Consider the following 23627-nt stretch of genomic DNA (forward strand, 5'->3'; position numbering starts at 1 on the left):
CAACCCATGAGATATGACAGTGGCGGCGGCGGAGCTAATGCTTCGCCGCCGCATTGTCCTGTCTGGATATCTTGATCGAGAAGGCATTTCGCCGATGGTCGGTTTCCCGCTGCTTCTGATTCCGCTCGCGGTCTACAACATCATCGCCTTCCTGATGCCGACCGTGTCCTTCACGGACGTGCTGTTCAAGGTGCCGATGGTCTCAGGCGAGACCTGGCCGGTCACGCTCGCCGATGTGATGCTGGCGCTCGGTATCGTGCTGCTGCTGCTCGAAGTGGTGAAGGGCGCGCGGCCGGGCTCGAAATTCCTGATGGATCATCTGCTGTCACTGATCCTGTTTGGTGCTGCCGCTGCCGAATTCGTGATGTGGCCCAAATTCGGCAACTCGACCTATTTCCTGCTGGTGCTGCTCGCGATGGCCGATTTCCTCGGCGGTATTGCCCAGCGCACGCGCCGCCGCGTCACTTATGTCGCCGAGACAACGGTGCCGGCGTCACGCAAGGCCAAGCGCCAGGTGGAAGCTCCGGATGCCGTGGCCGAGCCCAAGTTCGAACCGGTTTCCGCGCCGATCGCAGCACCGGCGGCACCGCCCGCGCCCTCGGCACAGTCGGTCGCCGAATCCGTGCTGATGGATCCTCCCGCACCCAAGCCGGTGCAGAGCACGCCCTCGCCGGAAGTCCCCTCGCCGCATTTGCAGCCGGGCGACGGCACGTCTCCGTCCCCCGACACGCCGCCGCGCTGACCGATCTCAAGCCACCTGCCGCGTGCGCGCGCTGACGCTTTGCAGCGGGCGCTTGTCGCCATAGGCCGTCTGCGCATCTTCGGAAGAGGCGCGGCGCAGCCGGCTCGCCTGGGGCAGATGTTCGGCATTGGCGATCAGCTGGGCGACGAAGCTCGGATCGGGGCGCGGCAACGGCGTCTTGTGGACCCATTGCAAAATCGGCAGTACCGGCACCAGGGCCGTGCCTGTGCCGCTATCCGCCGCGTCCGATCGATCGGTACTCAACATCGCTATCACCGTTGATCCGGCAGAGCCTGTCGCGTTTCGGGACGCTGGTGCCGGGTGCGTGTCAGTACTCGCAAGGCCTATGCCGGACGGGCCGGTTTGGTTCCCCCGGCTTGTAGAAACGTGGTTTCCAAATTGTTTATCAACTTTGCCTAGGTTTGGGGGCGAATCTAGCTCTATCCTGTGTCAGCTCAGGACTTTCCCGCTGTCCCGAAACGAGGCGATTTTGATCCCCGCATTACCGCAAGCCTCCGATATCCTGGCCGCCCTCGGCCAGGCCGTGTTTGCCTGGGACATTGGCAGTGATGCGATCGTCTGGGGTGACCAGGTCGGCAGCGTCTTTCCCGGCATTCCCGCCGAGCGGCTGGCGACGGGGGCCGAATTCGCCAAGCTGATCGAGCCCTCGCCAACGCTGCGGACCGCCGCGCTGGCGCAAGCCTATGCCGTGCATGGTGCCGACGGCACGCCCTACCGGGTCGAGTACGGCGTGCGCATGAGCGCTGCCGATCCCGTGATCTGGATCGAGGAGACCGGCCGCTGGTTCGCCGGCCCCGACGGCCGCCCGGTGCGCGCGATCGGCTCGGTCCGAATCAACAATGAACGCCACGCCCGCGACGAGGAGCTGACCAAGCTGGCCCGGCTCGATCCGCTGACCGGCGAGCTCAACCGCTCTCATCTGATTGCCGCGCTGGCCGAGGCGATCGAGGAGACGACCCGCTTCCGCTCGACCGCGGCCTTCATGCTGGTCGGTATCGACCATCTTGCCCGCGTCAACGACGCCTTCGGCTTCGACGTTGCCGACGCCGTGATCCTCGACATCGCCAAGCGCATCCGCTCGCGCCTGCGTGGCGGCGACGTGCTCGGCCGCTTTTCCGGCAACAAGTTCGGCCTGATCCTGAAGAACTGCACCGTCGACGACATGAATGTCGCCGCCGAGCGCTTCCTCGCCGGCATTCGCGACGAGGTAGTGCCGACCAAATCCGGTCCGGTCTCGGTCACCGCCTCGATCGGCGCGGTCAGCGTACCGCGCTATGCCCGCAACACCGACGAGGCCGTCAACCGCGCTCATGAGACGCTGGATGCCGCCAAGCGCCGCCGCGTCGGCTCGTTCGCGGCATGGCGTCCGGACGCCACACGCGACGCGCAGCGCCGCGTCAACATCCGCGTTACCGACGAGATCGTCACCGCGCTGAACGAGCGCCGCATCAAGCTCGCCTATGAGCCGGTGGTCTCGGCCGTCTCCCGCGAGCGCGCATTCCATGAATGCCTGGTGCGGATGGACCAGGGCGACGGCCAGGTGCTGCTCGCGCCCGACATCGTGCCGGTCGCCGAACGGCTCGGCCTGATCCGCCTGGTCGATCACCGCGTGCTCGAGCTCGTGGTCGCCGAGCTCGCCGCCGCGCCCGACATCTGCCTCAGCCTCAACATCTCGCCTGATACGACGATGGATCCGGACTGGTGGGCGGGCATCGAATCGCTGATGCAGGCCCATCCCGGCGTTGCCGAGCGGCTGATCGTCGAGATCACCGAGACGGTCGCGATCCAGGACATCGATGATGTCCGCGCCTTCGTTGGCCGCCTCAAGCATTTCGGCAGCCGCATCGCCATCGACGATTTCGGCGCCGGCTACACCTCGTTCCGAAACTTGCGCAAGCTCGGCGTGGATATCGTGAAGATCGATGGCGCGTTCGTGCAGAACATCACTCATTCCGCCGACGACCGCGCCTTCGTGCAGACCCTGATCGATCTCGCCCGCCGCCTCGACATCAAGACCGTCGCCGAATGGGTGCAGGACGAGGAAGCCGCAAGCATGCTGCGCGATTGGGGCTGCGACTACATCCAGGGCCGCCTGATCGGGCTTGCGTCTGGCGAGCGTCCGTGGGGGACTTCAACGGATAGTGCGCTTCCTGCTGCATGCTGAGGTCTCGTAGGGCGGGCAAAGGCGCACTTGCGCCGTGCCCACCATTCCTCCGTGATGGATACAGATCGTGGGTACGCTTCCGCCTTCGCTCTTCGAGCTACGGCGGACAAGTCGCTTTGCCCACCCTGCGAAACTTCACGCCCCCTCATCCAGCGCCACCAGCTCGCGCTTCTTGCGCAGCGACGGCAATAGCGGCGCGATCAGCAGCACCAGGGCAAACACGAGACAGACCCCCGAGATCGGCCGCTGTACGAAGGTCCAGAGATCGCCCTGCGACAGGATCAGTGACTTGCGCAGATTGTTCTCCATCATCGGTCCCAGCACGAAAGCCAGCACAAGCGGCGCTGGCTCGTAGCCGAGCTTGCGCATGAAATAGCCGATGATCCCGAACGCGATCATCACATAGACGTCGAACACGTTGTTGCTGGAGCAGTAGACGCCCAGGATCGTGAACAGGATGATCAGGGGGAACAGGATGTTGTACGGCAGCTTGAGCAGCTGCACCCACATGCCGATCATCGGCAGGTTCAGGATCAGCAGCATGACGTTGCCGATATACATGCTGGCGACGATGCCCCAGAACAGGCCGGGGTTCTGCGTGATCAGCAGCGGTCCCGGCTGCAGGCCGTGGATGACGAAGGCGCCGAGCAGCAGCGCCATCACCACGTTCGGCGGAATGCCGAGCGTCATCAGCGGAATGAAGGCGCCGCCCGCCGCGGCGTTGTTCGCCGATTCCGGTCCGGCAACGCCTTCGATCGCGCCATGGCCGAAGCGCTCCGGCGTCTTCGACAGCCGCTTCTCCAGCGCGTAGGAGGCAAAGGACGCCACCACCGCGCCGCCGCCCGGCAGGATGCCGAGGAAGAAGCCGAGGATGGTGCCGCGGCCGACCGGACCTGCGCTCGCCTTCCAGTCCTCCCTGGTGGGCAGCAGATGGGTGATCTTGGTGTTGATGATGTCGCGCTTGATCGCCTGCTCGGTGTTGAGCAGCACCTCCGCAACGCCGAACAGGCCCATCACGACGGGCACCAGCCCGATGCCGTCGATCAGCTCCATGCGGCCGAAGGTCAGACGCGGCTGCGCCGTGATGCTGTCGAGCCCGATCAGTCCGAGCACGACGCCGATGCACGCCATCAGCAATGCCTTCGGCATCGAGCCCTGGGTCAGGAAGGTGAGCACCACGAGGCCAAGCACCATCAGGCTGAAATATTCGGCCGGGCCGAACGCGATGGCAACGCTGGCCAGCTTCGGCGCGACCAGCATCAAGGCGATCAGCGCGAATGTGCCGGCAATGAAGGAGCCGAAGGCGGAAATACCGAGTGCAGGGCCAGCGCGTCCCTGCTTCGCCATCTGGTGGCCGTCGATGCAGGTGACGACGGAGGCCGCCTCGCCGGGGATGTTGACCAGGATCGAGGTGGTCGAGCCGCCATACATCGAGCCGTAATAGATCCCGGCCATCATGATGATGCCGGATTCCGGCGTGCCCGACAGCGTCACGGGCAGCAGGAGCGACATCGCCGAGATCGGCCCGATGCCCGGCAGCACGCCGACCAGCGTGCCGATGAAGACGCCGATGAAGCAGTAGAGCAGGTTGACTGGCAGCAGCGCGACGCCGAACCCATGCGCGACATTGACAAGCGTATCCATAGGGTCAGCCGATCCCGAACAGGCCCGAGGGCAGCTGGATCAGCAGCAGCCGCTTGAGCACCCACCACATGCCTGATGGCACCAGGACGGCGATCGGGATCGCCAGCGTCCAGCGGACGGGATCGATCAGCCGCAACAGCAGCAGCACCAGGGGGATCGACGACAGCAGGAAGCCGAGTGGTTCCAGCGCAATGGAGAATGCCACGAGACAGGCAATCAGCAGGAGCGGCTTGCTCCAGCGCACATTCTCCCAGCGCGAGGCCAGCGTCGGCGCGCCCTCGGTGACCGCCGAGACGATGATGGCGCCTGCGAACACGCACATCAGGATGCCCGTGTAGAACAGCACGTAGCCGGAGCCGGGATCGTTGATGGTGCCGAGCTTGAGCTTCATGCCGGACCAGATCACGAATCCGCCGAGCGCGAGCCCGATCAGCCCGCCCCAGAGCTCGGAATTGCTGAGGCGGAGTTTGACGTTGGTGTCGTTGTTCATGTGAAGCGCCTTGAGATCACCGTCGTCCTAAGGTGGCGGAGCGCAGCGTAGCCCTCGAAGGGCGACGGTGCCCCGATCCATCCTTCGAGGCGAGCCGCAAGCGCGGCTCGCACCTCAGGATGACGTCAGCATGTGTGGTGGGACAAGCTACTTCTTCGCGAGCCCGAGCGTATCGATCACCTTGCGCTCGGACTCCGTGACCTCGACGACGAACTTCTTGTAGTCCTCGGTGTTCTTGTAGTTCGGCACCATGTCGTATTTGGCGAGCGTCGCGACCACCGCTGGATCCTCGACCGCCTTCTTGAAGGCATCGTGCAGCTTGGCGACGATCTTTGGATCCATGCCTTTCGGGCCGGCGATGCCGAAGGGGGAATCATAAACCATGGGATAGCCGAGCTCCTTCAGCGTCGGCGCGTCGGGATAGTTCGGCGAGCGTGCGCCGGTCCACACCATCAGCAGCCGCAGCTTGCCGGCGTCGACCAGCGGCCGCCATCCCGTGGAGTCCGCCTGAAGCATCGTGTGCTGCCCCAGCACCGCGGCGTTGGTCTCCGCGCCGCCCTTGAAAGGAACTTGCGTCAGCTTGATACCGGACATTCCGGCGATCTGCTCCATGCCGATATGCAGCGAGGTGCCGGCGCCGGGCGTGGCATAGGTCACCTTGCCCGGATTCGCCTTGGCGAACTCCACGACGTCCTTCCAGCTCTTGAACTGCGACTCCGCGCTGGTGGTCACACCGAAGGTGTAGCCGGTGAGATGGATGATGTAGGTGAAGTCCTTGGCCGGATCCCACGACACTTCCTGCATCAAGGGCAGGCGGAACACTGTGATCGGAATCTGCGAGATGGTGTAGCCGTCCGGCTTCGCGGCCGCTGCCATGGTCGCGGGGCCCACCGTGCCGCCGCCGCCGGCCTTGTTGTCGATCACGATCGGCTGCCCCAGCACCTTCGAGGCGCTGTCGGCGATGGCGCGCATCGAGATATCGGTCGATCCGCCGGCCGGCCATGGCACGATCAGCGTGATCGGCTTGCTGGGATAGTCCTGCGCGCTTGCGGCAGTCGAGAGCAATGCGCCCATGACAGCATGCATCGCGGCAAATGCGATCGTCTTCAGCCCGTATCGCGGCATCGAAACTCCTCCCCTCGCGGCGGCCTCTTTGCGGGTCGCCGTTTCTCGTTCTTGCGCGGCGATTGTTCCTGAAATCGAGGGAGAAGAAAAGCGCATTGCGCGGACCGCGGGCGCCGGGCGGTGCGGCAATCCCGGTCGAGGCGGCACATGCGACAATTCGTCGTTTGGTCGTGTGCCGAGAGACGGAATTTGAGGGAGCAGAAAGCCGCTACGCCACGCGCCGGACCGTGTTCAGCGTCTCGATGGCGCGGCCGACCTCCGATGCGGGGCACGGCCTGCCGAAATAATAGCCCTGTACGGCGGTGCAGCCGCATTCGCGGACGAAGTCGAGTTGCTCCTCGGTCTCCACACCCTCCGCCGTCGTCTCGACGCCGAGCACGGAACCGAGGCTTGCGATGGTGCGGACGATGGCAACGCTCTCCGGACTTTCGCCGAGCGTGCCGACGAAGGAACGATCGATCTTGATGCGATCGAACGGAAACTTGCGTAAATAGCTCAGCGAGGAATAGCCGACGCCGAAATCGTCGAGGCTGACGCGCACGCCTAACGCGCGAAGCTGGTGCAGGATCTCGATCGTCGCCTCGCTGTCGTCGAGCAGCGCCGTCTCGGTGACCTCGAGCTCGAGCCGTTGCGGCGGCAGGCCGGCTTCGGCAAGTGCGCTCGTGACCATCGCCACCAGCCCGCGCGAACGGAACTGCACCGGCGACAGATTTACCGCGACGGTGACATCGGGCCAGGACGCGGCGGTCGCACAGGCGCTGCGCAGCACCCATTCGCCGATCGGAACGATCAGCCCGGTCTCTTCAGCGATCGGAATGAACTCGGCCGGCGAGACGAAGCCGCGCGAGGGATGTTTCCAGCGCAGGAGTGCCTCGAACCCGGTGAGCTCGGACGAATCGAGCCGCAGCTGCGGCTGGAATACCAGATGGAATTGACGCGCCTCGAGCGCGCCGCGCAGATCGTGCTCCAGCGCGTGCCGGCTGCGCGCCTCTTCCTCCATCTCGGGCTCGAACAGCTGATAGGCGCCGCGCCCCTTGGCCTTGGCCTGGTACAGCGCGAGATCTGCGCATTTCATCAGTTCGTCGGCATCGAGCCCGTGGTCTGGTGCGATCGCGATGCCGACGGAGGCGCCGACATGGATCGACTGGTTTTCCAGTGGCGGCGGATGACCGAGAACCTCGACCAGACGCCGGGCCAGCTTTTCCGCCGCTTGCGGCTGCGGTCCGCGCTGGAGCACGGCGAACTCGTCGCCGCCGAGCCGTGCGACGGTATCGTGCTCGCCGACATTCTCCTTCAGCCGCGCCGCGACCCAGCGCAGCAGCCGGTCGCCGGCGGCGTGGCCGAGGCGGTCGTTGACGGTCTTGAAATTGTCGAGGTCGAAGCACAGCACGGCCATGGCGCCGCCGGCGATCGCGACCTGGTTCAGTCCCTCGCCCATCTTTTCGCGGAACAGCGTGCGGTTGGGCAGGTCGGTCAACGAATCGTGCCGCGCCATGTGCGCGACGCGCGCCTGGGCCTTGTGGCGCTCGGTGACGTCCTCGTAGGTGACGACCCAGCCGCCATGCTCCATCCGCTTGTGATTGAGCTTGATGATGCGGCCGTCGCTCAAATGGCGATGCAGCGTATGCTCGCCCTCGCGCAGCCGCTCGACATAATCGGCATAGAGCCGCGCGGCTGTGGTGTTCTGATGGATGCCGAGCTCGCAGCTGTGCTCCATGATCTCGCGCATCGAGACGCCGGGCTTCACAATGTCAGGCGACAGGCCGTACATCTCGATGTAGCGGCGATTGCACACGATGACGCGCAGGCTCGCGTCGAGCATGCACAGGCCCTGGCTCATGTTGTTCAGCGCCGCGTCGAAGCGGCGATACTGCTCGCTCAGCTCCTCGATCGCGTGCTCGCGTTCGGTGATGTCCTCGTAAGTGGCGACGAAGCCGCCCTCGGGCAGCGCGCAATAGCGCACCGAGATCACTGTATCGTTCGACATGCGCCGGCGCATCGGCGAGGAATCGCGGTTCGCGATCCTGGCGCTGGCGGCTTCCAAGAGCTGCCGGGGGCTGTACTCGGACGAGAACGCGCCGTTCGCCATCGAGCGCTCGATCAGCTCGGCGAGATGCGTGCCGGGCCTGGTCTCCTCCGGCGACAGCAGGTAGATCTTGCGGTAGGTGGTGTTGCAGACGCGAAGGCGCATGTCGCTGTCATAGAAGGCGAGCCCGTGCGCCATGTTCTCCATCGCGGCATCGAGAATAAAATTCTGTTGCCGCAGCGTCTCTTCATATTGCAGCCGTTCCGTGACGTCCTCATGCACGGTCACCCAGCCGCCGTCGGGCAGGAAGCGCGAGACCGTCTGCACCATGCGTCCGTCATAACGCATCACCAGCAGGGACTTCGCCTTTCTGGTGCGCACGTCCTCCAGCCTGGATTTATGGAATTCGTCTGTCGGCATGCCCGGCAAATTGCCGCGCGATACCCAATGATCGAGCACCTCGCGATGCGAGGCGCCCGGCCTTACGATGCTGGGATCGAGGTTGTAGAGGTTCAGGAAACGTTCGTTGCAGACGACGACGCAACTGTCGGCATCATACATGATGAGGCCGTGCGACATGTTGGCGAGCGCGTGCTGGCTGCGCTCGGTCTGCACGCGCAATTCCGCCTCGAGCCGGGCGAGGCGGGTGACATCGTCGCAGATCGTCATCCAGCCGCCGCCGGGAAGCGGCTTCAACTCGAGCGACATGACGAGGCCGCTCGCCAGCTGCTGCTCGGTCCGGAACGGCTTTCCCCCAGCGATCTGCGCGATCCGCGCCGAATACAGCGTGTCGAGCTGGTTCTGGGGAAAGTTGCCGCGCATCGCACTATGCGCAAGTACCTCGCGGTAGCTCGTGCCCACGCGCACGATGTCGGCCGACATGTCGAACAGCGACAAGTAACGCTGGTTGACCAGCACGATCCGGTTGTCGGCATCGTAGACGCAGACGCCCTGTTCCATGTGGTCGAGCGCAAGCTGGCTCAGCGCGACCAGGGCCTCCGGGCCCTGCTCGCGGCGTGCACCAAGCTCGTTGTCGCGGGTCGACGTCATGGGATCGGCGGGATCTCGGCGAGCAATAGACTTAACGCAACCTAATTCAGCCGCCGAGGGTAGCGAAGAGGCCGGAAAATTCCCTTAAGCGCAGTAGTTTACGGAGGGTGACTGGCGATGGAGAGCGCGTCGGAAATGCGGAGGTGCGCGCGAGAGTTGGGCGGGAGGGCGCGTCAAATGAAGTGTCGTCCCTGCGAAAGCTGGGACCCATAACCACAGGGAAAGGTTTGACGAAGATTGGAAGTGAAGGGGCCTTCCCGTGGTACCAGCATTGCGGCTTAGAGACAGATCACGCGGTATGGGTCCCTGCGTTCGCAGGGACGACAGCGGTGGTCTGGTCCGACAGCCTTCCCTACGGCCCGTACAACACCAGTTCCGTATCGGTGAGGTCGCCGAGCTGCGGCCGATCCGGGCCCTTGAAGTATTTGCGACCGCGCCGCTCGGTATAAATACCGACCAGGCCGGGAAGCGGTCCATTGGAATCGATCGCCACCGCGATCTTGCCGAGCCGAAGCAGCAGCCGGCCGATACGGCCTGCGCAGGCGGCGTATTCCGCGGCGCTACGGCAATAGATCAGCTTCATCGCAGGAGGCGCGATGAAGCCGCGGCGGATGCGCACCGGTTGCAAGATGAAGGGGAATGTTCCCTTCGGCGTGCGGCAGACCAAGCTGAGGCAATTGTAGCGGGCATGCCGCGTCAAGAGCTCGGTTTCGGCTTCGGACAGCCCCTCGATCGTCTTGGCGTGAGGCGAGATGACCTCGATCTCGCTCCAGCGCGGGGGCCGTGCCAGGGCGGGAACCGAGAAGAATATGCCGCGGCAATAGGCGCGAAAGCCCTGCGTCTCGATGATCGGCCAGGTCCACGGCGCCGGGCTGATGTTGAAATAGGTCACATCCTTGTGCCGCTGCGCGATCTTGGTCAGCAGCGGGGCATAGTTGCGGTAGGCCGGATCGACATACCAGCTCGACAGATTGCACTGGATGGCGGTCTCTTCGCCGTTCTTCCGCGCCGTGTAGATCAGCAGCAGCACGCCGACCGGCGTGCCGTCACTCTCGAGCATGTAGCCGAAGCGCGGATAGCCCTCCGGCACGGACCGGAAGGCCTGCCGGCGCAGACCCTGGATCCAATAGTTCCGCGAGCGGCCGACGAAGCCGCGCGTCAGCAGGTCCGCGACCGCTTCGGCGTCGGACTCGGTGATCTCGCGGCATCGCACCTTGGTGTGAATCACGCTCGTCTTACCCGTGGAAATGACAGGCCTCGTTTGGTCTATTGTTTCAGCATGATATTGTCGGAAGACCGCTTTGCACTTTTCGCTGACGCGGTCCTTCGGATCCGGATCATGCTGCTAGCGCCAGCCTTCGACATGGGCATCGGCCGTGACCCGCGGCTGCAGGCCCAGGACGTCCTGCACCTTGGCGGGCCAGGCGGAAAGGTCCGTGCCGTGGGTGTGGAACATGGCGACCGCCAGCCGGTCCATGCCGAAGGCGACGCAGCCGGTGTGGGCTGGCTCGCCGCCGGCATCCTGAATTCCCCAGGTCGTGCCGAAATGCTCGCGGTGATAGTTGAAGCTCATGCAGGCCGTCGGCTGCTCTTCCGAGCGCAGCGGAATGAGCAGCTCGAACTTGAGCTGCTGCTGCTTCTGGCTCACCGCCTTCATCTGGCCAACGCGGCCGAAGAAGGGATCGCTGGCGTAGTCGACGCGGAAGGTGAGGCCGAGGTCGGTCGCGATCTTCTGCGCGCGCACCATCCAGCGCTCGCGGAAATCGGCGACGTCGTCGGGGCTGCCGATGCAGACATATTCGCGCATCCGGAACGATTGCAGCCGGTCGAGATGCTTCGACGGCTCGCGGCGGAAGCAATCAGCGGCAACGTCGAAGCGCAGGCCGCCCTTCGGCAAGGGGCCGCGGCTCGCCGCGATCGGATAGACCGGATAGCAGGCGGCGGGCGACAGCACGAGATCGGCGGGAGACAGTGAGGTGGTCCAGTCGCCGCCGGCATCGAAGCGGCTCACCGCGGCGTTGATCTCGCGCTCGGTCCCGTGCAGACCGCAAACGCAGCCGAGCAGGTTCGGAAAGCTCTTGAGATAGCCGGATTTTTCCAGCTGGGCCCGGCTCATCACCGGCGGGAAACGCATCACCTCGGTGCCGCTCTCGCGATGGCTGGTGATCAGCGCGGCGAGCTTCTCGACGACGCCTTCATAGAGCGCGGTGCGGGCGTAGACGCCATCAGCGCCCATGCGGTGGAACAGCTTGTCGGCGAGATGATCGAGCGGATCGATCATCTGCGGCGCGGTCGCGGGCGAGTCGGGGAGGATGGCAATGTTCATGGCGCGATGTCCTGCTATCTCAAAATTGTTGTTGTTGATTCAGTCGTGAAGGCTTGTCGGCACGCCGCTCATCAGCGTCGATGTCGCGGCATTGGCCAGAATACGGTCGTTGTTGATCATGATCGGGGACGACAGCACGTCGCGGAGGTGCCGGCCCATAGTGAACTCGCCGTCGTTGCGGTAGCCGGAGAGGCCGGCTGTGCGCATCGCATGCATCACGGTCTCGACCGCGAGCTCGGAGGCCTGCACCTTCAGCAGCGTGATCGAGGACTGGAAGTCGAGCGAGCCGAGGGCGCGCTCGTCATGCTCGGCGCGGGCAAAGGCATCGATATTGGCCGACAGCAGCGCGCGCAGCTTCGCCAGCGACATCTTGGCGGCGGTGAAATGCGCCGCGGCCGGCGGCATCTGGCCGCCGGAGGTGCGGGCCGCCTTGCGGATGAAGGCCTGCGCGCGGGTCACCGCTGCGGCGGCGATGCCGGCCCAGGCCGACGACCAGCACAGATGCGCGAACGGCGTCATGGTCTGGGCGTGGATCTTGTCATAGGATTCCGGGAAGACGCGGTCGGCGGGACAATCGACCTTCAGCTCGAAGCCGGTCGAGCAGGTGCCGCGCATGCCGAGCGTTTCCCAGCCCAGCGTCCGCTTCAGCGAATAATCGTCCCTGGCGAGCGCCAGCAGCACCTGGTCGGAGGCGGCGGCCTCGGTAGCGCGGCGGGCGATGGTGACGAGGCCGTCGGCTTCGGCGCCGTAGGAGATCACGGTGGCGTCGCGCACCAGCGAAACGGTGTCGCCGGCGTGATCGACGGCAGCGGCGCTGGCGCGGATGTTGCCGCCGTTCTGGCCTTCGGTGGTGGAGGAGGCGAGCAGCCACTGGTCGCGGGCGACCCGGCGCATCATGGTTTCCATCCAGGGGATGCCGTGGCCGTGCCTGATGACGCACGCAACCTTGGTCTGGTGCATCGCATAGATCATCGCGGTCGAGGCGCAGGCGCGTCCGAGCGTGTAGCAGATGTCGGTGACGTCGTAGATGGAGGCACCGAAGCCGCCGAATTCGACCGGGATCATGACGCCGAGCAGCTTCTGCTCGCGCGCGACCTCGAAAGCCTTGTGCGGGAAACGGGCGTCGCGATCGACCCCGTCGGCGTCGGCCGCGGCAGCTGCGGCGGTCCGGGCGGCGCGCTCGGTCAGGGAGGGACCCTGCTCGAGGAAGCCCGTCTGCGTTTCGTCGACAGTGAGGACTGCTTCACGCACGTTCATACTCGTCCGCCTCCGGTTTGCCGTTCGAGATCGCCGGCATCATTCGCGATGCGCGTAAGCGATCCTCCGGCCATCTTTGCTTGTGAGACGAGGCTACGGATTTAATTCAAATTCGTCGATGAAATAGAGGGTAAACAAAGCCCAATTCCGAACGAACAGTTAAGGTCCGGTTGTTTGCATCACCCGTTTTTCCAGCATCGCGTTAGGACTCTGGAAGAAGCCTGAATTTCAGACAATCTGAGTCATCGTTTACTAAGAAACGCGAAGTATTGGTGTCGCCCATTGCGGGACCGGCAGGCCGTGCCCATCGTAGCGGCAAGCCGGTTCGACCTTTGACAGACAGACGGGAATTTGCCGATGCAATCCTTTGATACCGACGTACGCAATCGCATCATCAAGCTGGTGAAGGGCATCCTCGAGCAGAATTCGCTCATGGCCGATGTCACGTCGTCTGCAAAGCTGGTCGACGTCGGCCTGACCTCGATGGACATGGTCAATCTGATGCTCGGCGTCGAAGCCGAGTTCGACTTCACCATCCCGCAAGCCGAGATCACGCCGGAGAATTTCCAGTCCGTCGAGACGCTGGAGCGGATGGTGGCGACCCAACTGCAGCTGGCGAACGCGGCTTAAGCCCACCACGACTGTCGTCCCTGCCTAGTGCGCAATTGCGCACGGGGCGCAGGGACCCATACCGCGGAATCCCTCGATCTGGCGGTCCAGTACTGAACTACGAGTCTTCGCCAAACCACGGCCTGTGGTTATGGGTCCCTGCGTACGCAGGGACGACACCGGATTTGACGCGCCATTCCGCGCCTCTCACACCACCGACATCGCCCCACCACCCCGTTCCAAATCCGCCGCAAAACTGGCATAGCTTAACCATGTCGCACGTGGCGAACAGGGTGGAGCAGGCATGACGCAGGCGGTATTGGGCATCATCGGCGGCTCGGGCATCTATGATTTGCCGGGCCTTGAGGGTGCGCGCGAAGAGGCGATCGAGAGCCCCTGGGGCGAGCCGTCGGCGCCCGTGCGCCGCGGCACCATCGCAGGGTTGCCGATCGTATTCCTGCCGCGGCACGACAAGGGGCACCGGCTGTCGCCCTCCGACATCAACTACCGCGCCAATATCGACGTCTTGAAGCGGGCCGGCGTCACCGATCTGATCTCGCTGTCGGCCTGCGGTTCCTTCAGGGAGGAGCTGCCGCCGGGCACCTTCGTTCTCGTCGATCAGTTCGTCGACCGCACCCACAAACGCGAAAGCTCGTTCTTCGGCCGGGGCTGTGTCGCGCATGTGTCGATGGCGCATCCGGTCTCTCCACGTTTGCGTATCCATCTTGCCGCGGCCGCTGAAGCCGAGAGCATCGCGATCGCGCGTGGCGGCACTTACGTCTGCATGGAGGGGCCGCAATTCTCCACCTATGCGGAGAGCATGACCTACAAGACGCTGGGCTATTCCGTGATCGGCATGACCAACATGCCGGAGGCGAAGCTCGCGCGTGAGGCGGAAATCTGTTACGCCACGGTGGCGATGGTGACGGATTTCGACTGCTGGCATCCCGATCACGATGCCGTCACCGTGCAGGACATCATCCGCGTGCTGACCTCGAACGCCGACAAGGCGAAGGCGCTGGTGGCGCGGCTGGCAAAGGATTTTCCGCGCGAGCATGAGTCGTGTCCGATCGGTTCGGACCGCGCGCTCGACACCGCGCTGATCACGGCGCCCGAGGCGCGCGATCCCGAGCTTCTGAAGAAGCTCGATGCGGTGGCCGGGCGCATCCTGCGAGTATGAGAAAGGCAGAATGCCATGAAGGTTGACGGCAAGCATTTTCGCAGCATCTGGCGCGAGCATGACGGCTGGTCAATCGGCGCGATCGACCAGCGCCGGCTGCCGCATGAGTTCGTCGTCGCGAAACTCACATCCTGCGAAGACGCAGCCGTCGCCATCCGCGACATGCTGGTGCGAGGCGCGCCCCTGATCGGTGCCACCGCTGCCTACGGCATGGCGCTCGCCATGCGCGAGGACGCTTCCGACGCCGGCCTGAAGCGCGCTTACGACACGCTCGTGGTGGCGCGGCCGACGGCGATCAATCTGAAATGGGCGCTGGACGAGATGCGCACGGCGCTCGCGCCGATCGATCCGCTGGAGCGCGCCGAGGCAGCCTATGCGCGTGCCGACGAGATCGTCGAGCAGGACGTCGAGATCAACCGCGGCATCGCCGGCAACGGCTTGAAGCTGATCGAGGCAATCGCATCGAAGAAGCGGGGCGAGACCGTCAACGTCTTGACCCATTGCAACGCCGGTTGGCTCGCCACCGTCGACTGGGGCACGGCGACGGCGCCGATCTATCTTGCGCATGAACGCGGCATCAAGATCCATGTCTGGGTCGACGAGACACGTCCGCGCAACCAGGGCGCCTCGCTCACGGCCTGGGAACTCGGTCATCACGGCGTTCCGCACACGGTGATCCCCGACAACACCGGCGGGCACCTGATGCAGCACGGCATGGTCGACCTCGCCATCGTCGGTACCGACCGCGTCGCCGCCAATGGCGATGTCTGCAACAAGATCGGCACCTATCTGAAGGCGCTCGCCGCCCACGACAACGGCGTGCCGTTCTATGTCGCGCTGCCGTCGCCGACGATCGATTTTGCCGTCCATGACGGCATCCGCGACATTCCGATCGAGCAGCGCAGCGGCGTTGAGGTCACCGACATGACCGGCCGCACCGCCGATGGAAGGCTGGAGACGGTGCGCATCGTGCCGGAGGGATCGCCGGTCGCGAATTACGCTTTCGACGTGACGCCGGCGCGGCTCGTGACCGGCCTCATCACCGAGCGCGGCGTGCTGAAGCCGGATCGCGACGAGCTGGCGGCGGCGTTTCCGGAGCGAATCGCGGCGGCGGCAAAGTAGGCTCCGCCGTCATTGCGAGCTCCCGTAGGGTGGGCAAAGGCGCGAAAGCGCCGTGCCCACCATCTGCTTGTGGTGGGCACGCTCCGCTTTGCCCACCCTACGGCATTTGCGAATTAGGTCAGCTTCAGCCCAGTTGCTTTCTCGAGCTCGGCGATCGCCTGCGCTCCGCTCGTCACCTTGATCGTAGTCATGCCCATCTCGCGCGCGGGCTTCAGATTGACGCCGAGATCGTCGAGATAGACGCAATTGTTCGGATCGACCTTCAGCGTCTCGACCATCAGCCTGTAGATTCGCGGATCAGGCTTGCGCAGGCCGATCTTGGCGGATTCGATCACGTGGTCGAACAACACCATGACTTCGGCGATGTAGAGGGAGCGCCCGGTCATGCTGCCGATGGCATTGGCAGGCAGATTGTTGGTGATGCAGCCGGTCTTGAATTGCGCCTTGATGCGCTTCAATGCCTCGACCATCTCGAGGCGCAGATCGCCCTGCAGCAGCGGCAGCACGTCGCGGCCGCGCACCTCCGCGCCGAGTGCGAGCGATTCCGTGGCGAACAATTCGTCGAAGGCGTCGATATCGACCTCGGCCCGCTCGAACTTGGCCCAGGCATTCTCCAGGTGATTGGCGGCGTTGGTCCGCCGTATGATGTCCACGGGCAGGCCGCGCTCGGTCTCGAACCGCGCGAATGCCTCGAACGGCGAACTCGTCAGCACGCCGCCAAAATCAAAGATCACCGCCTCGATCGCCACTATCCTGCCCTCGTCAATTCCTTTCCAAGAGGGCTAGCATGCGCTATCGGCAAGGACCAGTCCGAAGCAATCTGCCGCCGCCAATACCGAAGCGTGTTCCCATGAAGAAGCTTGCCACGTTCATCACGACTGCGCTGCTGCTCGCCACACCCGCCCATGCCATCGTCGGCGGCGGCGCGCCGCAGGCCGATGGCGTCGCGCGCGCCGTCGTCACCATCGTCGGCTCGCGCGGCAATTCCTGCACCGGAACTCTGATCGCGCCGAAGATCGTGTTGACCGGCGCTCACTGCGTGCCGCCGGGCGCGGACTACAAGATCGTCGATCGCAGCGGTGGCGAACCGCAATTGCTGAACGTGCGCACCATCGCGATCCATCCGGGCTACAAAGCGCAGGTGCATCGCGCCGGCGCAGACGTGGCGCTGCTGCAACTGGAAATTCCACTCAAGGGAAAATCCACGGTGCCGGTCGGCGCGCCGAATATTCCAATCCAGGTCGGTAGCCGTTTCGTCATTGCCGGTACCGGTGTCACCGTGCGCGGTGATGGCAGGAGCGGCGGGGCCACGCGCGTCGCGGGCCTTGTCGTCACGGGCCAGCCCGGCACGCTTCAGATCCGCCTGGTCGATCCCGTAACCAACGGTGTTCGCGACGGAATTGGCGCTTGTACCGGCGATTCCGGTGGTCCTGTGTTCGAGGACAAGCCGAACGGCGCCGTGCTTGTCGGTGTCATCAGCTGGGCGACGGGACCGAACGCCGGCGATGGCTGTGGCGGATTGACCGGCGTCACACCGCTCACGCTCTACCGCGACTGGATCTTGCAGACCGCGCGGAGCTGGGGTGCGGCGCTGTGATTTGACCGCGGCTTGATCTATGTCATTTTGAAGCGGAAGCGCGGCGGGTGATTATGCCGGCCGCGGAGGAAACGCGTCGTCCGTCAAGGGCGGCCACAAAAACAAGCAAGGCATAGAAGCAACAATGAATGTCGCTGTTCGCAGTCACGCCACCGCCAAACAGGCTTCTGAACATTTCGACGTGCTGATCGTCGGCGCCGGCATCTCCGGCATCGGCAGCGCCTATCACATCGAGAAGCAGCTTCCGGGCACGAGCTATGTCATCCTGGAGACGCAGGCGACGTTCGGCGGCACCTGGAGCACGCATCGTTATCCCGGCATCCGCTCGGACAGTGATCTCCATACGTTCGGCTATAGCTTCAAGCCCTGGGTCGGGCCGCCGATCGCGACCGCCGAAGAAATCCTCACCTATATGAAAGAGGTGATCGACGACAACGGTATCGCCAAGCACATCCGCTACAAGCACAAGATCAATTCCGCCAGCTGGTCGAGCGAGCAGAATCTCTGGACTATTGAGGCGGTGACGACCGACACCGGCGAGCCGAGGACGTTCACGGCGAACTTCCTCTGGATGTGCCAGGGCTATTACCGTCATTCGGAAGGCTACACGCCGGAATGGAAGGGCACCGATCGCTTCAAAGGCCGCATCGTCCATCCGCAGACATGGCCCGATGACGTCGACCTCACGAACAAGAAGGTCGTTGTGATCGGCTCGGGCGCCACAGCGGCGACGCTGGTGCCGAACATCGCTGACCAATGTGCGCATGTCACCATGCTGCAGCGTTCGCCGACTTATTTTCGCCTCGGCCGCAACGCCATCGAGATCGCGGAGGAACTGCGCCGGCTTCAGGTCGATGAGGCCTGGATCCACGAGATCGTTCGGCGCAAGATCCTGTTCGAGCAGGATGCCTTCACGAAACTCTGCGTGTCCAAGCCAGAACAGGTCAAGAAGGACCTGATCGGCCAGATCAGCGCGGTGCTCGGTCCCGACTACGACGTCGGGACGCATTTCACGCCGACTTACCGGCCGTGGCGGCAGCGCATTGCCTTCGTGCCCGATGCCGATCTGTTCAAGGGCATCGCCAGCGGCAAGGCCTCCGTCGTAACCGACGAGATCGAATGCTTCGTCGAGAACGGCATTCAGCTCAAGTCCGGCAAGCTGCTGGAAGCCGATGTCATCGTCACCGCGACTGGCTTCAATCTCGCGGCGCTCGGCGACATCGCCTTCGAGGTCGACGGCAAGCCGCTCGCCTTCGGCGATACCGTCACCTATCGCGGCATGATGTTCACGGGCGTTCCGAACATGGTCTGGGTGTTCGGCTATTTCCGCGCCAGCTGGACGTTGCGCGTCGATCTCGTCGCCGACTTCGTCTGCCGGCTGCTCGGCCATATGAAGACCAAGGGCGCCAAGAAGGTCGAGGTGCGCTTGCGTGCCGAAGACCACAACATGCCGATCCTGCCCTGGATCGATCCGGAAAACTTCAACCCCGGCTACATGATGCGCAACATGGATCTGTTGCCCAAGCGCGGCGACAAGCCGGAATGGCAGCACAGCCAGGATTACTGGACGGAGAAGGACGAGATCCCGAAGACGGATCTGGATGACAAGGCGTTTGTGTACGGGTGAGGGCGTCCGGGGGTGTAAGGGGCGGTAACGATTGCCACATCCTCCACTGTCGTCCCCGCGAAGGCGGGGGCCCATAACCACAGGGAGTAGTTATGGAGCGCTGCTAACTCCGAGCCTTCGCCAAACATCGGCTGTGGCTACGGGTCCCGGATCTGCGCTTCGCTTGTCCGGGACGCGTGGGATCAGTAGCGCACCAACTCATCCGCACTGCGCTCACGAGTTCTTTCGCGTCGCATTCGCCGCAATCGCCGCCGCCGCCGTCCGGTTCTCCACGCCGAGTTTTGCGTAGATCTGCTCGAGATGCTTGTCGACCGTGCGCGGGCTGAGGCCCAGGATTTGCGCGATGTCGCGATTGGTCTTGCCCTTGCTGAGCCAGGCCAGCACCTCGCCCTCGCGGGTGGTGAGGCCGAGCTCGCTGGTGAATTCTGGCGGCAGCGCGGTGCCGGACTCCCTGGAGAGCCGCAGCAGGAACTCGTTCGGCGCGGTTTCGCCCATGTAATAGAGCCGAAGCTGGGGATTGTCGGGCAAGCAAGCCGCCTGGGATTTCGAGCTGCCCTTGGCCCTGGCCTGCTCCAGCCATTGCAGCAGCGATGGCGGCAGGACGAAGTCGTCAGCCTGTGCGCCGTGATGATCGGACAGCAGCTTCTGCGCCTGCGGCGTTGCCCACAGCAGATTGCCATGGCGGTCGACCGCGAACAGGAAGCGGCCGGAGACGTCGAGCGCGGCGCGCGCACTCTGGGTCAGCCGGGCATTGCCGAGATGGACGCGGATGCGCGCCAGCATCTCCTCGATCACGATCGGCTTTGTCACGTAATCGACGCCGCCGGCCTCGAGCCCGCGCACGATATGCTCGGTTTCGGCGAGGCCCGTCATGAAGATCACGGGGACATTGGCAAGACCCGCATCGCGCTTGAGCCGACGGCAGGTCTCGAAGCCGTCGATGCCGGGCATCACGGCATCGAGCAGAACGATATCGGGCGTGATCTGGTCGATGATGCGTATCGCGGCCGCGCCGTCGAGCGCCACCATCACCGTCATGCCGGCGCCGTCCAGCGCGTCGGTGAGCAGCCGCAGCGTCTCGGGAGAGTCATCCACGACGAGCGCGACGTCACGCTTTTTCGACTCAATGTTCATGCGCATGCAACGTCTTCAATGTGGCCATGTACTGCTCGAGATCGAAGCGGTCGACCAGCGACCGCATCTGTGCGACGAAGTCGGTGTGCTCCGGATGCTCGCTGCCGATCTCGTCCAGCTTCAATTGGATGCCCTTGACGTAGCCGATCTGGCCGAGCCCGATCAGCGCCTCGATGTGCCGCGCCGGCGGCCTCGATCCGCTTTCGAGGCGCCAGAACGGCACCGCGATCTCGTCCGAGCCGTATTGCCATTCGATCTTGAGGAGCTGGCGGATCGTCTCCAGGAGCCTCGGGATGTCGATCGGCTTCATCAAATAGCCGTCATGGAAGGGCTGCGCCAGCGGCGCCCCGTGGGCCTCGATCGCGCTGGCCGACACCATCAGGATGCGGGCCTGGTGATGGCCGCTCGCGCGCAAGGCCTCCGCGACGGCCCAGCCGTCCATGGCGGGCATCGAGATGTCGAGCAGGAACAGATCGGGCCGGCAATGCTGCGCCAATGCGAGGCAGCCGGGGCCATCCGGCGCGCTGAGCAGGATGAAGCCGAGCGGGGTCAGCACCTCGCGCAGGAGGTCGCGATGCACGGGGTCGTCGTCGGTGATGAGGATGGTCTTGCGCGCGCCGTGATAGCCGGAGACCGGGGCCTCCACCGGCGCGATGAGCTGCGGATTGGTGACCTCCGAGAGCAGGATCTTGACCTTGAACGTTGAGCCGGTGCCGACCGTGCTCATGACCTTGATATCGCCGCCCATTACGCCGGCGAGCAGACGGCTGATGGTCAGGCCGAGGCCGGTGCCGGTTTGCGGCTGCGAGACGCCGAGCGCACCGCGCTCGAACGGCGCGAAGATGCGTTCGAGATCGTCGCCCTGGATGCCGGGACCGGTGTCGATCACTTCGAACTCGGCAACGGGGCTGCGATAGTGCACCACGAACTGCACGCTGCCGGTCTGGGTGAACTTGATGGCGTTCGAGAGCAAATTGATCAACACTTGGCGCAGCCGCTTCTCGTCGGCATAGACCACCAGCGGTAAATACGCCGGCCGCCTGAACACGAAATCGATGCCCTTGGCAGCGGCCTGAAGGCGGAACATGCCGACCACCTGATCGAGGAACTCGCTGAAGCGCACCTCGTCGCGCGACAGATACAGCCGTCCCGCCTCGATCTTGGAGATGTCCAGAATGCCGTCGATCAGGCCGGAGAGGTGGTCGGCGCTACGACGGACGACGCGGACCTGGTCGCGCGGCTTGGTGTTGAGCGTCGTGTCCTGCTCCAGGAGCTGGGCATAGCCGCTGATCGCGTTCAGCGGTGAACGCAGCTCGTGGCTCAGGCCCACCACGTAGCGGCTCTTGGCGAGGTTGGCGGATTCGGCGACTTCCTTGGCGCGCTGCAGCTCGGCGTCGGTGCGCTTGTGCGCGTCGATCTCCTGGATCAGCAGCGCGGTCTGCCGTCGCGTCTCGGCTTCCGCCGCGCGGCGGCTCTGCTGCGCCAGGACGAACAGCCACGCCACCACGCCGATGATGATGCTGAGGGAGAAGAACACCTTCCAGAGCACGTCGGAGACGAGCGCGTTCTCGCCATGCACGCTCGCCGAGGTCTGCAGATAGATCAGGCCCAGCACCAGCGCGACGAGGCCGGCGGAGACCACGAACACGCCGACATAGTGGCCGAGTTGCGAGTTGATGCGCGCGTAGATCGGCTGCGGCATCAGCTTGCCCAGCGTCTCCGATACCTGCGCCTGGATCCGCGCGTGCGGCTTGCAGAGATCGTGGCAGCGGGCATCCAGCGAGCAGCACAGAGAGCAGATCGGGCCGGCATAAGCGGGGCACGAGGCCATGTCCTCCGGCTCGAACGCGTGCTCGCAGATGCAGCACTGGATCGCCTCGATGTCCTGCCAGCTCCGTTTCGGCTTGCGCGCGATGTAGTATTTGCCGTCCGTGGTCCAGGCAATCAACGGTGCGGTGAGGAAGGCAACCGCCAGCGCTATGAAGGCCGACAGCGCCTTCGCGGTCGGCCCGAACAGGCCGTAAAAGGCACTGATCGAGACAATGGTCGCGATCGTCATCGCACCCACGCCGACCGGATTGACGTCGTAGAGATGCGCGCGTTTGAATTCGATCTGCTGTGGCCGCAATCCAAGCGGCTTGTTGACGATGAGATCCGCGACCAGCGCACCGACCCAGGCGATCGCGACGTTCGAATAGAGCGCGAGCGTCTGCTCCAGCGCCTTGTAGACGCCGATCTCCATCAACAGCAGCGCCACGATGACGTTGAAGACCAGCCAGACGACGCGGCCGGGATGGCTGTGGGTCAGGCGCGAGAAGAAGTTCGACCAGGCGATCGAGCCGGCATAGGCGTTGGTGACGTTGATCTTCACCTGGGACAGGATCACGAACGTGCCGGTCAACGCCAGCGCGAGGTCAGGCTGCGACAGCACATAGCGGAACGCTTCGAGATACATATGGGCGGGCTCGGCGGCCTCCTCGGGCGGCACCCCGTGGCTGAGCGCGAAGAAGGCGAGGAACGAACCCGCGAGGAGCTTCAGCGCGCCCAGCGCGATCCAGCCCGGTCCTGCGCTCATCAGCGCCACCCACCAGGAGGTTTTGGACGCGCGGCGGTCGCGCGGCAAAAATCGCAGGAAGTCGACCTGCTCGCCGATCTGCGCCACCAGCGAAAACACCACCGAGGCCGCGACCCCGAACAGCAGCAAGTCGAAATGCCCGTTGAGGTCGCCGTGCTCGCCCGAGAACTTTCGCCACTCCGTGAAGGAATGCGGGTTGTGCCAGGCGATCGCCGCGAACGGAATGATGTGGAGCACGATCCACAGCGGCTGCGTCCACAATTGGAAGCGGCTGATCAGCGTGATGCCGTAGGCCACCAGCGGGATGATGACGACGGCGCTGATGAGATAGCCGATCGGCCGCGGAATCCCGAAGCACATCTCGAGCGCGGACGCGAGGATCACGGCTTCGATCGCAAAGAAGATGAAGGTGAAGGACGCGTAGATCAGCGAGGTGACGGTGGACCCGATATAGCCGAAGCCGGCGCCGCGCGTGAGAAGGTCGATGTCGATGCCGCATTTGGCGGCATAATAGGCGATTGGTACGCCACAGCAGAAGATAATGGTCGAGACCACGAGGATGGCGGCGGCCGCGTTGGTGACGCCATAGTTCAGCGTGATGGTGCCGCCGATCGCCTCCATCGCCAGGAACGAGATCGCGCCCAGCGCCGTATTGGCGACCCGGGCGGCGGACCAGCGGCGCGCGCTCTTCGCCGTGAAGCGCAGCGCATAGTCCTCCAGCGTCTGGTTGGCGACCCATTGGTTGTACTGGCGCCTGACGCGGTCGATTCGCTGCCGCCCTGCCACGCTCTACCCCACTCCTGATACGGACCCGGAGCCCTCGCAAATTCCGTACCAAAAGCCTACGTCGGCATTTTGCGGTGCAGTATACGCGATCTTGCGTATGCTGGCGCTCCATCAATCCGAGCCATCCTCACGGCACCAATCGCGTGTCCTCG

At 64.3% G+C, this 23627-nt stretch carries 18 protein-coding genes; 7 read left to right on the top strand and 11 right to left on the bottom strand.

Going from position 1 to position 23627, the window contains the following annotated elements:
- Positions 1-94: 94 nt before the first annotated feature.
- Entirely contained in the window at positions 95-742 is a 648-nt protein-coding gene (locus BM190_RS01865; RefSeq protein ID WP_177236852.1) for a hypothetical protein, read from the top strand.
- Positions 743-748: 6 nt separating this feature from the next.
- Here BM190_RS01865 and BM190_RS01870 read toward each other — a convergent pair whose 3' ends face one another.
- Positions 749-1009, bottom strand: coding sequence for a hypothetical protein (locus BM190_RS01870; protein ID WP_018316756.1), 261 nt, complete (start codon positions 1007-1009; stop codon positions 749-751).
- 223 nt (positions 1010-1232) lie between these two features.
- Between BM190_RS01870 and BM190_RS01875 the strand changes: the two genes are divergently transcribed.
- The gene (locus BM190_RS01875) at positions 1233-2927 is read left to right on the top strand and encodes a bifunctional diguanylate cyclase/phosphodiesterase (protein WP_092251592.1); all 1695 of its coding nucleotides are present in this window, start codon (positions 1233-1235) and stop codon (positions 2925-2927) included.
- A gap of 135 nt (positions 2928-3062) precedes the next feature.
- Here the strand turns inward: BM190_RS01875 and BM190_RS01880 are convergent, their stop codons facing one another.
- The 7 genes from BM190_RS01880 to BM190_RS01910 all read right to left on the bottom strand — a co-directional run bounded on the left by BM190_RS01880 (position 3063) and on the right by BM190_RS01910 (position 12845).
- Positions 3063-4571, bottom strand: coding sequence for a tripartite tricarboxylate transporter permease (locus BM190_RS01880; RefSeq protein WP_092251593.1), 1509 nt, complete (start codon positions 4569-4571; stop codon positions 3063-3065).
- A gap of 4 nt (positions 4572-4575) precedes the next feature.
- A complete protein-coding gene (locus BM190_RS01885) occupies positions 4576-5061 on the bottom strand; it encodes a tripartite tricarboxylate transporter TctB family protein (RefSeq protein WP_092251594.1) in 486 nt (161 codons plus the stop codon).
- A 147-nt stretch (positions 5062-5208) separates the two neighbouring features.
- Complete coding sequence (locus BM190_RS01890; protein ID WP_018316760.1) at positions 5209-6186, bottom strand: tripartite tricarboxylate transporter substrate binding protein; 978 nt, start codon at positions 6184-6186, stop codon at positions 5209-5211.
- Positions 6187-6394: 208 nt separating this feature from the next.
- Positions 6395-9262, bottom strand: coding sequence for a PAS-domain containing protein (locus BM190_RS01895; protein WP_092251595.1), 2868 nt, complete (start codon positions 9260-9262; stop codon positions 6395-6397).
- A gap of 352 nt (positions 9263-9614) precedes the next feature.
- A complete protein-coding gene (locus BM190_RS01900; RefSeq protein WP_018316762.1) occupies positions 9615-10490 on the bottom strand; it encodes a GNAT family N-acetyltransferase in 876 nt (291 codons plus the stop codon).
- Positions 10491-10607: 117 nt separating this feature from the next.
- Positions 10608-11588: an amino acid--[acyl-carrier-protein] ligase gene (locus BM190_RS01905; RefSeq protein ID WP_092251596.1), complete on the bottom strand. Its 981-nt coding sequence runs from the start codon at positions 11586-11588 to the stop codon at positions 10608-10610.
- Between the two features lie 39 nt (positions 11589-11627).
- Positions 11628-12845, bottom strand: coding sequence for an acyl-CoA dehydrogenase family protein (locus BM190_RS01910; RefSeq protein ID WP_092251597.1), 1218 nt, complete (start codon positions 12843-12845; stop codon positions 11628-11630).
- 357 nt (positions 12846-13202) lie between these two features.
- On the opposite strand from BM190_RS01910, the gene BM190_RS01915 reads away from it, so the two are divergent.
- From BM190_RS01915 to mtnA, 3 genes are all read left to right on the top strand, one after another.
- Positions 13203-13475, top strand: coding sequence for a phosphopantetheine-binding protein (locus BM190_RS01915; RefSeq protein WP_092251598.1), 273 nt, complete (start codon positions 13203-13205; stop codon positions 13473-13475).
- A gap of 283 nt (positions 13476-13758) precedes the next feature.
- A complete protein-coding gene (locus tag BM190_RS01920; RefSeq protein WP_092251599.1) occupies positions 13759-14634 on the top strand; it encodes an S-methyl-5'-thioadenosine phosphorylase in 876 nt (291 codons plus the stop codon).
- Positions 14635-14649: 15 nt separating this feature from the next.
- Positions 14650-15756, top strand: a complete 1107-nt coding sequence (gene mtnA, locus BM190_RS01925; protein ID WP_092251600.1) for an S-methyl-5-thioribose-1-phosphate isomerase — start codon at positions 14650-14652, stop codon at positions 15754-15756.
- Positions 15757-15869: 113 nt separating this feature from the next.
- Here mtnA and BM190_RS01930 read toward each other — a convergent pair whose 3' ends face one another.
- Positions 15870-16505, bottom strand: coding sequence for an HAD-IA family hydrolase (locus BM190_RS01930; RefSeq protein ID WP_177236853.1), 636 nt, complete (start codon positions 16503-16505; stop codon positions 15870-15872).
- Between the two features lie 101 nt (positions 16506-16606).
- Here BM190_RS01930 and BM190_RS01935 point away from each other — a divergent pair, with 101 nt between their 5' ends.
- Positions 16607-17353 carry a S1 family peptidase gene (locus tag BM190_RS01935; protein WP_177236854.1) on the top strand — a complete coding sequence of 249 codons (747 nt, stop codon included), beginning with the start codon at positions 16607-16609 and terminating at the stop codon, positions 17351-17353.
- Positions 17354-17477: 124 nt separating this feature from the next.
- Positions 17478-18980: a flavin-containing monooxygenase gene (locus tag BM190_RS01940; protein ID WP_092251602.1), complete on the top strand. Its 1503-nt coding sequence runs from the start codon at positions 17478-17480 to the stop codon at positions 18978-18980.
- Between the two features lie 213 nt (positions 18981-19193).
- Here BM190_RS01940 and BM190_RS01945 read toward each other — a convergent pair whose 3' ends face one another.
- The gene (locus tag BM190_RS01945) at positions 19194-20120 is read right to left on the bottom strand and encodes a response regulator (protein WP_177236855.1); all 927 of its coding nucleotides are present in this window, start codon (positions 20118-20120) and stop codon (positions 19194-19196) included.
- Positions 20104-23475, bottom strand: a complete 3372-nt coding sequence (locus BM190_RS01950) for a hybrid sensor histidine kinase/response regulator (protein ID WP_092251603.1) — start codon at positions 23473-23475, stop codon at positions 20104-20106. Before BM190_RS01950 ends, BM190_RS01945 begins: the two co-directional genes overlap by 17 nt.
- Positions 23476-23627 lie beyond the last annotated feature (152 nt).

Origin of the sequence: Bradyrhizobium sp. Rc3b (genome assembly GCF_900114915.1) — a bacterium.
In the GTDB taxonomy this organism is placed as follows: domain Bacteria; phylum Pseudomonadota; class Alphaproteobacteria; order Rhizobiales; family Xanthobacteraceae; genus Bradyrhizobium.

Excerpts from the sequence above, each read along its gene's own strand:
- BM190_RS01915 (WP_092251598.1), top strand. The coding sequence starts at position 13,203 with ATGCAATCCTTTGATACCGACGTACGCAATCGCATCATCAAGCTGGTG.
- BM190_RS01870 (WP_018316756.1), bottom strand. The coding sequence starts at position 1,009 with ATGTTGAGTACCGATCGATCGGACGCGGCGGATAGCGGCACAGGCACG.
- BM190_RS01905 (WP_092251596.1), bottom strand. The coding sequence starts at position 11,588 with ATGAACATTGCCATCCTCCCCGACTCGCCCGCGACCGCGCCGCAGATG.
- mtnA (WP_092251600.1), top strand. The coding sequence starts at position 14,650 with ATGAAGGTTGACGGCAAGCATTTTCGCAGCATCTGGCGCGAGCATGAC.
- BM190_RS01935 (WP_177236854.1), top strand. The coding sequence starts at position 16,607 with ATGAAGAAGCTTGCCACGTTCATCACGACTGCGCTGCTGCTCGCCACA.
- BM190_RS01940 (WP_092251602.1), top strand. The coding sequence starts at position 17,478 with ATGAATGTCGCTGTTCGCAGTCACGCCACCGCCAAACAGGCTTCTGAA.
- BM190_RS01880 (WP_092251593.1), bottom strand. The coding sequence starts at position 4,571 with ATGGATACGCTTGTCAATGTCGCGCATGGGTTCGGCGTCGCGCTGCTG.
- BM190_RS01920 (WP_092251599.1), top strand. The coding sequence starts at position 13,759 with ATGACGCAGGCGGTATTGGGCATCATCGGCGGCTCGGGCATCTATGAT.
- BM190_RS01945 (WP_177236855.1), bottom strand. The coding sequence starts at position 20,120 with ATGCGCATGAACATTGAGTCGAAAAAGCGTGACGTCGCGCTCGTCGTG.
- BM190_RS01910 (WP_092251597.1), bottom strand. The coding sequence starts at position 12,845 with ATGAACGTGCGTGAAGCAGTCCTCACTGTCGACGAAACGCAGACGGGC.
- BM190_RS01865 (WP_177236852.1), top strand. The coding sequence starts at position 95 with ATGGTCGGTTTCCCGCTGCTTCTGATTCCGCTCGCGGTCTACAACATC.
- BM190_RS01890 (WP_018316760.1), bottom strand. The coding sequence starts at position 6,186 with ATGCCGCGATACGGGCTGAAGACGATCGCATTTGCCGCGATGCATGCT.
- BM190_RS01895 (WP_092251595.1), bottom strand. The coding sequence starts at position 9,262 with ATGACGTCGACCCGCGACAACGAGCTTGGTGCACGCCGCGAGCAGGGC.
- BM190_RS01885 (WP_092251594.1), bottom strand. The coding sequence starts at position 5,061 with ATGAACAACGACACCAACGTCAAACTCCGCCTCAGCAATTCCGAGCTC.